Annotated in this window: 13 protein-coding genes; 5 read left to right on the top strand and 8 right to left on the bottom strand. The window is 61.8% G+C overall.

The features are described from left to right. The first annotated feature begins 184 nt into the window (after positions 1 to 184). From ATY75_RS12555 to ATY75_RS12540, 4 genes are all read left to right on the top strand, one after another. Positions 185 to 718 carry an NADPH-dependent FMN reductase gene (locus ATY75_RS12555; protein WP_088937849.1) on the top strand — a complete coding sequence of 178 codons (534 nt, stop codon included), beginning with the start codon at positions 185 to 187 and terminating at the stop codon, positions 716 to 718. A gap of 298 nt (positions 719 to 1,016) precedes the next feature. Beyond that, on the top strand, positions 1,017 to 1,688 hold the full coding sequence (locus tag ATY75_RS12550) for a response regulator transcription factor (protein WP_064839090.1): 672 nt from the start codon (positions 1,017 to 1,019) through the stop codon (positions 1,686 to 1,688). Next, positions 1,688 to 3,031, top strand: coding sequence for a HAMP domain-containing sensor histidine kinase (locus ATY75_RS12545; RefSeq protein WP_088937806.1), 1,344 nt, complete (start codon positions 1,688 to 1,690; stop codon positions 3,029 to 3,031). The genes ATY75_RS12550 and ATY75_RS12545 overlap by 1 nt, the downstream gene beginning before the upstream one ends. Positions 3,032 to 3,207: 176 nt before the next feature. Beyond that, entirely contained in the window at positions 3,208 to 4,128 is a 921-nt protein-coding gene (locus ATY75_RS12540; protein ID WP_088937805.1) for a DUF3313 domain-containing protein, read from the top strand. A 268-nt stretch (positions 4,129 to 4,396) separates the two neighbouring features. On the opposite strand, the gene ATY75_RS12535 is transcribed toward ATY75_RS12540, so the two are convergent. The 4 genes from ATY75_RS12535 to ATY75_RS12520 all read right to left on the bottom strand — a co-directional run bounded on the left by ATY75_RS12535 (position 4,397) and on the right by ATY75_RS12520 (position 6,686). Next, positions 4,397 to 4,891 (bottom strand): BA14K family protein, encoded by a 495-nt coding sequence (locus ATY75_RS12535; protein ID WP_088937804.1) that lies wholly within the window; start codon positions 4,889 to 4,891, stop codon positions 4,397 to 4,399. A 187-nt stretch (positions 4,892 to 5,078) separates the two neighbouring features. After that, entirely contained in the window at positions 5,079 to 5,294 is a 216-nt protein-coding gene (locus tag ATY75_RS35045) for a hypothetical protein (protein WP_088937803.1), read from the bottom strand. 208 nt (positions 5,295 to 5,502) lie between these two features. Next, a complete protein-coding gene (locus ATY75_RS12525) occupies positions 5,503 to 5,802 on the bottom strand; it encodes a hypothetical protein (RefSeq protein ID WP_172599112.1) in 300 nt (99 codons plus the stop codon). A gap of 47 nt (positions 5,803 to 5,849) precedes the next feature. Further along, positions 5,850 to 6,686, bottom strand: a complete 837-nt coding sequence (locus ATY75_RS12520; protein ID WP_064839079.1) for an alpha/beta hydrolase — start codon at positions 6,684 to 6,686, stop codon at positions 5,850 to 5,852. A 386-nt stretch (positions 6,687 to 7,072) separates the two neighbouring features. On the opposite strand from ATY75_RS12520, the gene ATY75_RS12515 reads away from it, so the two are divergent. Beyond that, entirely contained in the window at positions 7,073 to 8,029 is a 957-nt protein-coding gene (locus tag ATY75_RS12515) for a trypsin-like peptidase domain-containing protein (RefSeq protein ID WP_088937847.1), read from the top strand. A gap of 206 nt (positions 8,030 to 8,235) precedes the next feature. On the opposite strand, the gene dusA is transcribed toward ATY75_RS12515, so the two are convergent. The 4 genes from dusA to ATY75_RS12495 form a co-directional block, all read right to left on the bottom strand. Next, entirely contained in the window at positions 8,236 to 9,237 is a 1,002-nt protein-coding gene (gene dusA, locus ATY75_RS12510) for a tRNA dihydrouridine(20/20a) synthase DusA (protein WP_088937802.1), read from the bottom strand. Positions 9,238 to 9,420: 183 nt separating this feature from the next. After that, positions 9,421 to 9,633, bottom strand: a complete 213-nt coding sequence (locus ATY75_RS12505; RefSeq protein WP_003540801.1) for a cold-shock protein — start codon at positions 9,631 to 9,633, stop codon at positions 9,421 to 9,423. Positions 9,634 to 10,249: 616 nt separating this feature from the next. After that, positions 10,250 to 10,717 (bottom strand): DUF3828 domain-containing protein, encoded by a 468-nt coding sequence (locus ATY75_RS12500; protein ID WP_088937801.1) that lies wholly within the window; start codon positions 10,715 to 10,717, stop codon positions 10,250 to 10,252. A gap of 227 nt (positions 10,718 to 10,944) precedes the next feature. Then, complete coding sequence (locus tag ATY75_RS12495) at positions 10,945 to 12,672, bottom strand: cadherin domain-containing protein (RefSeq protein WP_088937800.1); 1,728 nt, start codon at positions 12,670 to 12,672, stop codon at positions 10,945 to 10,947. Positions 12,673 to 12,755 lie beyond the last annotated feature (83 nt).

Below are 12,755 nucleotides of genomic sequence, written 5' to 3'. Positions count from 1 at the left end.
GGCAGCTGTGAGGATTGGAACGCAGGCTAACGCCGGGCTCGGCGAGTGCAAGCAAAAGTCGCTTTTGCCGATCACTCAATCGGGCAGTTCAAAGTCCTGCAGCGTGTTCTGCCTTTCTGAAAAGACGCGCGGCGGCGCAGGCTTTTGCGTTGACAGCCATGATCAATCGATCGCTGTTAGGCTCATGAAGATTCTCGCAATATCCGGCAGCGCTCGGCGCAATTCCACCAATACGGCCATGCTGCGGGCGGTCAGCGCCGTCGCGCCACGTGAGATCGAGATTGCGATCTTCGATGGCGTGGGAGGTTTGCCGGTGTTCTCACCGGATCTCGAGGGGGAAGCTCTGCCGCCGGCGGTGCGGGATTTCGTCGCAATGATCACTGGGAGTGACGGGGTGATCATTGCCAGCCCGGAATATGTGCGATCCATCCCCGGCGGCCTCAAGAATGCGATCGACTGGCTGGTGTCGGGAGAGCAGATCGTCCACAAGCCCGTCGCGCTGCTGCACGCATCGCATCGGGGCGATGATATGCTCGCCGGTCTGCGCACCATCCTTGCCACCATCACCGATCGGTTCGCCGAGGATATCTTCCTCCGGCTTCCTCTGATGAAGCTGGAACCGGCCGAGGTGTTGCGGGCGGTCGAGACGGCGGAGAACCGTTCGAGGGTGCAGGCCTATCTTCAGGCTTTCTCGGCCTATTGCAAGGCAGCCGTCTAGGAGGCTTGCCTTGTCATCGGACCTCCATCAGGAGGCCGCTCCCGCCCCCTGCTTTTCCGTCAAGCGTGTGCAGTATCACCAGCGGGGCTGCGAGCAGCGCGGCGAGGATGAAGGCCGAGAGGACGTGTCTCGTGAGGAAACGGAGGATAGGTCGGATCATCTCGATCTCCAAATGCCGCGGATAGTCTTTGTGGTGGACCTCGACAATTGCGGCAGCATGACCGGCGCCTTGCAAGCTCCGCAATGCTGCCGCAACCCTTGTGGCGGAGAAAAGGGAAACTGAGAACACAGGCGGGCGATGCGGATATTGTTGATAGAAGACGAGCGGGAGCTGGCCGAAGCGCTGTCGGCAGCGCTCGGCAAACATGGGATCGTCACTGACCACACGATGCATCTGGCCGATGCCGTCGAGCTGACGCGGCAGAACCTCTATGACGCGATCCTGCTCGACCGGCGCCTGCCCGATGGAGAGGGGCTGAGCTTCATTCCGCAGCTGAGGCGGACGGGCAAGGACACGCCGATCATCGTGCTGACGGCGCTGAATGAGCCGAAGGAGCGGGTGCAAGGGCTCGATCTCGGCTCCGACGACTATCTCGGCAAGCCGTTTCTGGTGGAGGAACTGATGGCGCGGCTGAGAGCCGTGCTGCGGCGGCCGCCGAACCTTGCCGAACTCAAGATCACCGCCGGGCGGATGGTGATCGATCCCTTACATCTCAGCGTAACCATCGATGACGCGCCGCTCGATCTGCCCCGACGCGAGCTGCTGGTGCTGGCGGCCCTTGCCAAGCGCAAGGAGAAGACCGTGCTGCGCGCGACGCTCGAGGCGGCCGTCTACAACTACGAAGAGGAAATCCAGTCAAACGCGCTCGATGCGCACATTTCGCGGCTGCGCAGGCGGCTTGCCGAGGCTGGCGCTGAGGTTTCGATCCACAATATCCGCGGCGTCGGCTATCTCCTGAAGGAAGAATGATGGGCGAAAAGTGCAAGCCTAACCCTTCGCTCTGGTGGCGGCTCAGCTGGCAGCTCAGCCTGGTCTTCGTCGGTGTGGTGACTGCTGTCACCATCGGGCTCTGCTTCTACGGTGCGACGATCCTCTCGCCGAACGTCGCGCTGGAGGACCATGTCACCGCCGCATTGGCTCCGGCCGTTGCGCTCGATGCCGAGGGACGGCTCGAAATAACGGAGACGCCGGAGCTGGATGCACTCAAGCGGCAGTATGACGGGCTTTGGTATGTCGCGGCCACGACGAACGGTTCCTCCGTGTCTTACGGGACTATTCCTGCAGCCTACAGCGAGCTTGCGCGTCTGACTTACCTGTTCGAAGGGGCCGATATCAGGGGATCGGCCGGCACGGGCGAGATCGCCTCGGTCGAAAGCGTGGAGACCGCGATCGGCGAGCTACGGGTTCTGTTTGGCGGCGTTGCCGACAAGGGCTGGCCGGTTCTTACCCTGATGGGCGCCGTTTATCCGATCTACGTCCCGCTGTTCGTCATCGCCTTGCCCGCGGTTTTTCTCGCCGTTCCCAGGATCGTCCGGCGGGGGCTGGCCAGCGTCAGCGAGGTCGCCCGCAAGGCATCCGAGATCGACGCCCGCCGCTACGATGCGCGCCTGCCGCTCGACGGCATTCCGCGGGAGGTCGCGCCGCTGGTGATCGCCTTCAACGAGGCGCTCGACCGGCTCGAAAACGAGTACCGCAAACGGCAACACTTCCTGATCGATGCGGCGCATGAACTGAGGACGCCGATCGCGATCATGCAGACGCGGATCGATGGAACGGCCGACGGGCAGGACCGCAGGCGCTTGCTCGACGACGTCGCGCGGCTGGCGGAGACGGCCGAGCAACTGCTCGATTTCGAGCGCAACGACCAGGCGACCGATCTCCATGAAATGGTCGATCTCGTCGAGATTGCCCGCTCCGTCGTTGCCGACCTCGCGCCGCTGGCGATCGGCGCCGGCTACCAGATCTCGTTTCAGAGCGAGGTCGAGAGCCTGAAGCGCAAGGGCAGCCCCTCGGCGCTGCCGCGGGCGGTGAGCAACCTCGTGCGCAATGCCATCGACCATGGCGGCGGGAGCGGCATGATCACCGTCTCCGTGTCGGCCTCCGGCGGCGGTCGGATCAGCGTCGCCGACGAGGGGCCGGGGATTCCGGCCGAGCACCGCGAACTGGTGTTCGAACCATTCTATCGCGTCACGCCGAAGAGCACGGGGGCGGGGCTCGGCCTCAGCCTCGTCAAGCAGATCGCCGCAAACCATGGCGGCGAAGTCAGCATCGAGAGCGGCGACGCCGGCACCGAGGTGACGATCCGGCTTTGATGATGCGGGTTGCTTCCGGCAGCCGACGCTGCCGGAAACGATGTAATGCTGCGGCAATTCTCGGCCGCCACTTTTGCCTGAACTAGAGCGCCGCGCGTCCGACAGACGCGCTAAGGACGCTCTAGCACTATAAACTGCGCATAATCCTTTCCGAAATCGATCTCGATTTCGGGGTTATGCGCTATCGGCGATGGAGGCCAGACAGAGTGCGCAGCAATCCATTCACTTCTTCCTTTTCAAAGCGGATTTCGAAGTTTTTTTCCTTTGCCCTGCCGCTGGCGCTTGCGGCGGCTGCGGCCGGGTGCAGCACGGTGCCGCTGAAGCAAGCGGGCACGCTTTCTTCCTATTCCAATCTCGGTCCGCCCAAGGGCAAGCTTCAGAAGTCGCGCATCTATGTCGACGGGACGGGTCTTGCGCCGGCGAAGACGGTCGCCATCGCCCCGACCACCTTTGCCTTCAGCGCCGCGACCCGCATCAAATCGCCTGATGATCGGACGATGGTGTCGAATGCGCTCGACCGGGCGCTTTGCATCTCGCTCAGCGATAAATACCGGATAGTGGCACCGGGCGAGCCCGCCGACCTAACGATCCGCTCCGTCGTTACAGACATCGTGCCGACCAACAAAGCGATGGCTGGTGTTTCCGCCGTCGTGACCGTCGGTACCGGTTTCGTGCTGCCGGTCGGCGTGCCGCGGCTGCCGGCAGGCCTCGGCGGACTGGCGGTAGAGGCTGAAGCCGTCGACGGCTCGGGCGTGCAGCGGGCGGCGATGGTCTGGTCACGCGGGGCGAACTCGCTGCAGAACGAGCCGCGCGTTTCCGACGTGGGCGACGCCTATGGCCTTGCTTCGAAGTTCAGCAGCGAATTTTCCCGCATGCTGATCGCACGCAAGGAGCCGAAGGGGCTGGACCTTTCACTTCCTTCCGGCCAGCGGATGAAATCCTGGCTCGGCGGAAAGCCGAAATACGCCGCCTGCGATACCTTCGGCCGCGAGCCGGGGCTGATTGGCGCGGTCGCCGGCAAATACGGCGCGCCGCCGCAATGGACGGAGAAGAAGCCGAAGCCGGCCGCCATTTACCAACCGAAAGCTCAGCCCTGACCCCGAGGAAGTGGTGCCGTCACTCCGGAAGCGACTCATCCCGAAGTGGATCATTGCAGGAGTGCCTCACTCCTGCAGCGAACCACTCCCGGAGTAAAGTAGTCGCTAAAGTGCTTCACTCCTAGGCTGACGGGACGGACGGGGTAAAGGCCGGCAAGCCTTGCTCCGTCCGTCCTTGCTATTGTGGAGGTCACCGTGGCGCTGATACGTAGCAAAAAAAGCCCCGCATGTTCATGCGAGGCTTCCTTCCGGGCCAGGTGACTGGATATTACCGGCACTGGCGGCGCGGGCCGTAGTTCGGCTGGTAAGTGTTGTCGTAGGCGCGGTACGACCGATAGCGAGCATAGCAATATTCGGCGTGCGAGCTGTAGCCGGTGGAACGGTAGGCGCGCGGCTGCGAGGCGATGATGCCGCCGATCAGGGCGCCTGCCGCCAAGCCGCCGATGATGGCGCCGGTATTGTCATGACGGTAGCGGTGACCATAGCGCCGGCCGTAGCGGTCGCCGCGATAGTAGTCTCGGTCCCGATAATAGCTGCGGTCGCGGTAGTGGTGGCGTTTGCGGTACCAGTCGTCATTGTTACCAAACTGGCCAGGGCAGTTCGTGAAGTTATTGCAGCCGACGGTGATGATCTTGCCACCTCCGGGGACCGGCTGCGCGGCCGCCTGCTGCGCCGGGCTCGGCACAAAGACGGGAGCTGCCGAGACCGGCATTCCGGAGAAGGCCGTCGCTATCGACAGGGCAATGATGGCGAATCTGTTCATTTCACTCACCTTGGGTCAATGGATGTATCGAGGGTATAACGCTGGGGAAGGCAATTGGTTTCATTTCGGGATGAGGAGGGGCAATCTATGTGCGTATTTGCTAACGCAAGAGATAGCTTGGCCGCCGGCGGTGGCGTCCTGCCGTAGATTGGAAGGATGCTATCCGAGCGTGTGGCGGATTGTGTTCTCAGGCTCGTTTGCCGCCGGCCAGCAATCGAAGCTGGGTCTCGTCATGCACACCTTGCCGATAAAGCTCGATGATCAGAGCGCCGAGACGGGCGGCTTTCTCTCCCGATCGGTTAATCTGGAGTTCGTGACACAACCCTTCATGGACACGCCTGCACACATCGAGGTCTTCGGATGCGAGCGGTTCGTCACGCGTGCTGAACAGCTTGTCTGACATCGCAATCTGCCCTTTCCGATGCCGTGAATCGCTATCGATGGAAAAAAGATAATTTCGCGATCTTGGCTCTGCAAGATGGGCGAACGTCTGATGTTCAAAAACAATTCAGGGCGCGCGTGCACGCACGCCCGGAAAGATGCGGGCGAGCGCAGCGCCGATCTGTGTCAGGCCGATGGGCGCGGCGTGACAGATCTCGCCAGCGTGGGATCTACCTGGGCGCGGGATCCTTGTCGCTTTGCTTCGACAGGCGCAGTTCTTTCAGCCGCTTGGTTTTCTCCCGGCGGGCCCGCTGCTCCGCCTCGATGGTTTCCTTGGCGGCGCGCTCGGTGTTTTCGAAACGATCCTGCCGGTAAGCCTTTGATGAGGGTTCACGTTCTCTTTTCATGGCCGCTAAACGCAAATCGGCGAAAACGGTTTCATGCGAAATGCGTAACCGGCCATCAATCGACCGGCCTGATCGGGCGGCGCTCGTTTGTTGCAGTCGGCCGATGATGATTTCGCCGCGCACTCATTCCGACTGCCGGGAGCCTGATCGGCGCCCGGCGGATTGATCGGTCAGCCCTTGATGAAGGCGAGGATGTCGGGATTGATGACGTCGGCATGGGTAGTGCACATGCCGTGGGGAAATTTCTCGTAGACCTTCAGCGTGGCGTTCTGCAGCAGCTTGGACGAGAGCAGGGCGGAGTCGGCGATCGGCACGATCTGATCATCGTCGCCGTGCATGACCAGAGTCGGCACGGTGATGATCTTCAGGTCTTCGGTGAAGTCGGTTTCCGAAAAGGCCTTGATGCCGTCGTAATGGGCCTTGGCGCCGCCGATCATGCCCTGGCGCCACCAATTGTCGATGACTGGCTCCGACACCTTCGCACCCGGCCGGTTGAAGCTGTAGAACGGGCCGGCCGGCAGGTCACGGTAGAATTGCGAACGATTGGCGGCGAGCTGCCTGCGCAGGTCGTCGAAGACCTCGATCGGCAGGCCGCCGGGATTGGCATCCGTTTTCAGCATGATCGGCGGCACGGCGCCAATGATGACGAGCTTGGCGACGCGGCCCTGCGGCTGGCCATGGCGGGCGACATAGTGGGTCGCTTCGCCGCCGCCGGTGGAGTGGCCGATATGGACGGCGTTCCTGAGATCGAGATGCTCGACGACGGCTGCGGCGTCGGCGGCGTAATGATCCATGTCGTGGCCGTCGCCTACCTGGGTGGAGCGGCCATGGCCGCGCCGGTCATGGGCGACGACCCGGTAGCCCTTGTCGAGGAAGAACAGCATCTGGGCGTCCCAGTCGTCGGAGCAGAGCGGCCAGCCGTGATGGAACATGATCGGCTGGGCAGTTTTCGGCCCCCAATCCTTGTAGAAGATTTCGACGCCGTCCTTGGTGGTGACTGTGCTCATCTTTTAACTCCGTTAATGGGTTGGATTGATGCGATCAGAAGTCTGCGTCGTTGCCGGCGAGATTGACAAGGCCATAGGCACGGCTGCGCGGGGCGAGGTTCGTATATGTCGACGATCTCATCAAGCTGCTCTTTGTATTCAATTGACATAACAGAATTTTGTATCGGAGCAGGGTTCACGGGCAGGGGTATTTTTAGTCGATGCGTCACGGATGCGGAGCGGAGTGCGGCGTTCATCGCTCGGGATGAGGACGGATGACGCCCTCACTTGAACGCCTGTCGACGCCCAACCATCTAATCCTCAACAACAGCACAGTGGCGAACCGTCGCAACGGCGACGGCTTCGCCGGCGGCGGACGGCCGTTACTGCCGTCTGAGGGTCACATCATGGGTTACATGGACAAGGATATTGCGCCTCAGAATGACGGGGCGTTGATCGATGCCTATTCGCAATCGATCGCAGCGGCAGTCGACACTGTCGGGCCGGCCGTCAGCCGGATCGAGAGGGTTGGTGGCCGGCAGGGGCACGGTTCGGGCTTCGCCGTCTCGCCCGACGGCCTGATCATCACCAACAGCCATGTCGTCGACGACGCCAAGGTCGTTCGCATCACCACGCCCGACGGGTTCGTTACCGAGGGCCGCGTGCTCGGCCGGGATATCGATACCGACATCGCCCTCATTCGCGCCAATACAAGCACCGGCGCCTGGGCCAAGCTCGGAGACTCCCAGCGCCTGCGCCGGGGTCATATCGCCATCGCGATCGGAAACCCGCTCGGTTTCGAATGGACCGTCACCGCCGGCATCGTCTCGGCGCTCGGCCGGTCGATGCGGGCCGCCAGCGGCCGGCTGATGGAGGATGTCATTCAGACCGATGCAGCGCTCAATCCCGGCAACTCGGGCGGGCCGCTGGTGTCTTCCAGCGGGGAGGTGATCGGCGTCAATACCGCCGTCATTCAGGGCGCGCAGAGCATCGCCTTCGCGGTGGCGTCGAATACCGCCAATTTCGTCGTTTCGGAGATTCTCCGCTATGGCCAGGTCAGGCGTGCCTTCATCGGTATTGCAGGCGATACGATCGTGCTGCCGCGCCGTGTGGCGCTTGCGGCGGGCACGGTGCAGACGACCTCCGTCCGCATCCGCCGCGTCGAGCCGGAGGGACCGGCGGCAAAGGGAGGGCTGCAGGAGGGCGACTATATTCTCGCGATCGACGGCAGCCCGGTCGGCGGCGTCGATGATATCGTTCGATCGATGGATGGCAGCAGGATCGGCAAGGAGACGGAGATTCTGGTGTTTTCGGTGGCCGGCAAGATCGAGAAGAAGATATTGCGGCCAACGCCGCGGTTATGAGCCGATGCAGATTCCGTAAGGTACCGTAAGCGCACGCGGCATTTCCGTTTGTGATCGTGCCCCCGATGATCGACCGGACGGATCGGCATTGCCGCTATTTCCGCCCGCGGACCAGCCTGGCGGGTGCTTACCGAGATGGCGGATACGAGCACTACCGCTGACGGCACCCACCGATGCGGCAGTGGCGATGAAGGCATAACGCGACGTCAGGCGCTGACTGCGTCCTGCTCCGTCCCTGCAAAATCGACGGCCGCAAAGGCTGCCGCCAGCACCTCCGGCCCGGCGCCGCTTTTGGCTGCATCGGTCGAGAGGATCTGGCGGTAGCGCCTGGCGCCGGGTAGGCCTGTGAAGAGGCCGACCATGTGGCGGGCGACGTGCTGCAGCCGGCCGCCGCCAGCGATATGGCGCTCGGCATAGGCCATCATCCGGTCACGCAGGCCTTCCCAGTCCGGCTCCCCAGCGGGGGCGCCGAAGAAGCGCTGGTCGACCTCGGCAAGGATCGCGGCATTCTGGTAGGCGGCGCGGCCGAGCATGACGCCGTCGACATGGTCGAGATGGGCGGCGGCTTCATCAAGCGTGCGGATGCCGCCGTTGATGCCGATGAAGACATCGGGCCAGCGCTGTTTCATCCGGTAGACAATCTCGTAGTCCAGCGGCGGGATTTCCCGGTTTTCCTTGGGGCTCAGGCCCTTCAGCCAGGCTTTGCGGGCATGGATCCAGATCGCGTCGGCGCCGGCATCGAGAACGTGGGTGATGAGTTCCGGCAGCGCCTGTTCCGGCTCCTGCTCGTCAACGCCGATACGGCATTTCACCGTCACCGGCACGGTCGCAACCCTCTTCATCGCCGCGATGCATTCGGCCACTGTCTCCGGCGTCAGCATCAGGCAGGCGCCGAATGTGCCCGACTGCACCCGGTCGGAAGGGCAGCCGACATTGAGGTTAATCTCGTCGTAGCCGTAGGCTTCTGCGATCTTCACCGCCTCGGCAAGCTTGCCCGGGTCCGACCCGCCGAGCTGCAGCGCCAGCGGATGCTCCGTTGCGTCATGGCCGAGCAACCGGTCGCGCGGACCGTGGATGATCGCATCGGCCACCACCATCTCGGTATAGAGCAGCGCCTGCCGGCTGATCTGCCGATGGAAATAACGGCAATGCCGATCCGTCCAGTCGATCATCGGGGCGACCGCAAAAATCGGGCTCTTCTGCGTCATCGACGTTCCATAATTCGTTCTTCTCTGGGTGCCGCATGGGCGCCGCGCCGCCGCGGGGGCGGGATCATCTCTTCGGCGCGCATATAACATCTGGCGGTGCGATCGACAAATGACGTTCACCCCGCAAACAGAAACGGCGCCCCTTGCGGAGCGCCGTTCATGCCGCCGAAGCGGAAGTCTGACTTACGAAGCCGAGATGTTGACGGCCTTCGGGCCCTTGCCCATCCGATCCGGCTCGGTGTCGAAGGTAACCTGCTGGCCTTCGCGCAGCGACTGGATGCCAGAAGCCTGCAGCGCAGAGATGTGGACGAAAACGTCCTTTGCGCCGCCGTCCGGCGTGATGAAACCAAAACCCTTGTCCTGGTTGAAGAATTTTACGGTGCCCTTGGTGGCCATTGGGATCGTCCTTTTCCCTTAGTCTGTGTAGTATCCGCGCCCCCGAGAGGAAGCGGACGGCTTTAGCTTTCGCCCCGATCGATTGGGACGAAGGGTCAGTCGGAGAAGTCACGTACGGGGAAAGAACGTCTACGTAGGCGGGTAGTCCCGCGCCGCCTTCCAAACGGAAGGGATTACCACATCAGTCCAGTCACCGGCATGCAAATGCCCGAGTAGGTGAATTGGTGCCAGCTTTTCGGGCAAAAAGCAAGCGGGATTCTTTTGGCATGCTCGCATCGATGGCAGGAAATGCCGAAGATTCAGATACTTGACGGAGAGTTAGCGGTTCCTTGTATTGATGTGTCATAGCGGGATTGCGTGCCGAAACGGGATGGAAGGCAGATTCGGCGGCCGGTGTGGATTGTGTCGTGGGCGGCGCCTGCTGCGTCGGTACACCAATCAGCCCTCATCGTGAGGTGCGGAAGCCGAAGCTGAAGCCTCGAAGGGCGGGGCTGCCACCGGAGCCATTGCCTTCGATTCTGGAGGCGGGGCATGCGAAATTGTATCGGAAGTTCCACGCCCGCCCTCGTGGTTCCTCCTCACCATGAGGGCTGATCTTGCGGCCTGTGGCCATCGCCTACTGCGCATCACCCAGCAACGCGCTCAGGCTCCACGGATTATCCCCCTTCTGATTGGCGATATCGTCGACCTTCCAGCCACCATGCTGCCGCACCAGGGTGTAGAAGAGCGTCACCTCTTCGCCGTTTTCGAACTGAACTTCCACCTCGGCCTTATCATCCAGCAGGATCGGCTGGCCGATCCTGACATCGCTCGCCGTGCCGTCCTGGCCCGCGATGACGGGATCGAAGTCGATCGCGCCGACATCGCCCTCGGGCGTATTGTCGAGGTCGGCCTGGAGGAGCTCGTTCAGATGGTCGGAGAAGAAGATCGAATAAGGCGAGGGCGCCTCGGCGTCGCTGTTGTCGGTGTTGTAACTGTAGAGCGCCTTGAGCAGCGCCTTCGGCGTCTTGTAGGTCTCGGCCGATGCGGGCAAGGCTGCGAGTGCTGAGACGGCAAGGGCCAGGATGAATGTGGGCAGGCGCATGCGGGCTCTCCTCGGACGGGTGGAAATCATAACCGAAACCGGCGTCAAGGTGGAGCTGCATTTTGAGAGGGGCTGCCTGGGAGTGGCCGCCGGCCTTGCCGTCTCCGGCAGGTCTCAGGGTATCAGGCAAGTTCGGTCGGTGGGACGACAATAGCCACGCGGGAGTCCCACCTTTTTGTCGAGATCGCCGGTGACGCATCTTACGTCCACCGGCGATCGTATTGCGATTAGATCAACGTCTCATGCGACAGGCTCGAAAAGGACGGCTCGAAGACGTCCTTCACGGAGATCGTGAAGTCGTGGCTGGTGGCATTTCCAGCCGCATCATAGGCTTCAGCGGTGAAGGTCAGGCTGTGGTTGCTTTCGAAGTCGATCGCGGCCTTGGTCTGGATCTTGTTGCCGACGAGTTTGAAGATGCCGTCCGCATCATCTGTCAGCCGCCACTTCACCGCCCCGCCTTCCGGATCGACGGCCGAGAGAAGGCCGACCGAGGTGCCGATCGCGACGTTCTCGGAGATCGAACTGCGTGAGAAGGAAAGCTTTATCGGCGCCTGGTTGACCGGCGCTTCGTTGACGTCGAGGACGTTGATCGTGATGTCCTTTTCCACAGTGACCTTGCCGTCGGAGACGGCGACCTTGATCGTGTAGGACTTGTCCGTCTCGTAGTCCAATGCCTTTGACGTCACGATACGGTTGCCGTTGATCCGGAAGTGATCGTCCGCTCCGTCGATGAGCTTGTAGGTAAGCTTGTCGCCATCGGCATCCTTGGCGCTCAGCAGGCCGACCGTCGTCCAGATCGGGGTGTCCTCGGAGAGGGCGGTTTTCGAGAGCTGGATGTTGGTCGGTGCGGTATTGCTGCCGTCGAGCGTGAAAGTTTCCGTGGCGAAGTTGTAGACGCCATCGGCAAAACGGGCGAATTCGACGTCTGTCAGCGTATCCGTCCCTTCCGCGGCGCTCGTCAGGATGTGATCGCCGTTGTTCGATGCGAAGGAATAATTGGCGAAATTGCCTGAGAAGACCGCAGTGTCGATGCCGGCACCGCCGTTAATGGCGTCGTTGCCTGCGCCGCCGGTCAGTTTGTCGTTGCCGGCCTCGCCATTGATGATGTCGTTGCCGCCATTGCCGTCGAAAATGTCGTTGCCGTCGGTGCCAAAAAACTCGTCGTCGCCGCCACCGGTCTTGACGTCAATGCCGGAGGCATAGCCGTGGATGAAAGATCCCCGATCTCCCAACTCGTCGGAAAGATCGAGGTGGACACTGTCCGTCACTGCCAACGAGGGGTTAAAATTGGGGAACGGATCGGTTGACCAGACGATCTTGTCAAAGCTTTCGAACTGCGCGCTTGACCCTGCAACCCAAGAGCCCGCCGTTTCAAGGATTTCGATGTTCTTAATCGTCAGGCCCTGGAGCGACGGGGCTTGCAGCGTATCGATCCCGGCACCGCCGTCGATCGTTCCGGAATTCAGTGAAGAAAATGTATCCACCGTTATGGCGTCGTCGCCGTCGCCCGCATCGATGTTAAAGACCGCAGGGGTAAAGCTGAAGCGGTCATCATCGGAGATCGTATCGTTGCCCGTGCCGCCTCTGATGACGTCATTTCCGACGTCACCCCAAAGCATGTCATTGCCGTCCCCGCCATTCAGCGTGTCATTACCAACTCCACCCTGAATCAGATCGTTTCCGGCGCCGCCGTTCAGCGTGTCTGCGCCGTCACCGCCATTGATGTTGTCGTTGCCTGCGCCCGTCGTGATCGTGTTGTCGCCGCTCGAGCCGGTCACATTTGCGGAAACCGAGCTGAGTTCGTCGGCCAGATCTGCCAGGCCGGAATCGGAGACAACGAGGGTGACAGGTGCGGAAGGGTTGGCTGCGGAGTCGCGGATGACGTCATACGCTTCGAACTCGGCGCCGGTCTTCGTGACTGTGGCGCCGTTGGTGTCCAGTATATTCAAGGCCATATTTAAAATTACCCCAATAGATGCGTTGTGCTTTGCAATATGGAAATCCGCGGAAGAACTGTTTAATTGGTTCGGCGGAAGAC

This window comes from Rhizobium sp. N122, assembly GCF_002211295.1.
GTDB lineage: Bacteria > Pseudomonadota > Alphaproteobacteria > Rhizobiales > Rhizobiaceae > Rhizobium.
This window is presented reverse-complemented; position numbering and strand designations above follow the sequence as displayed.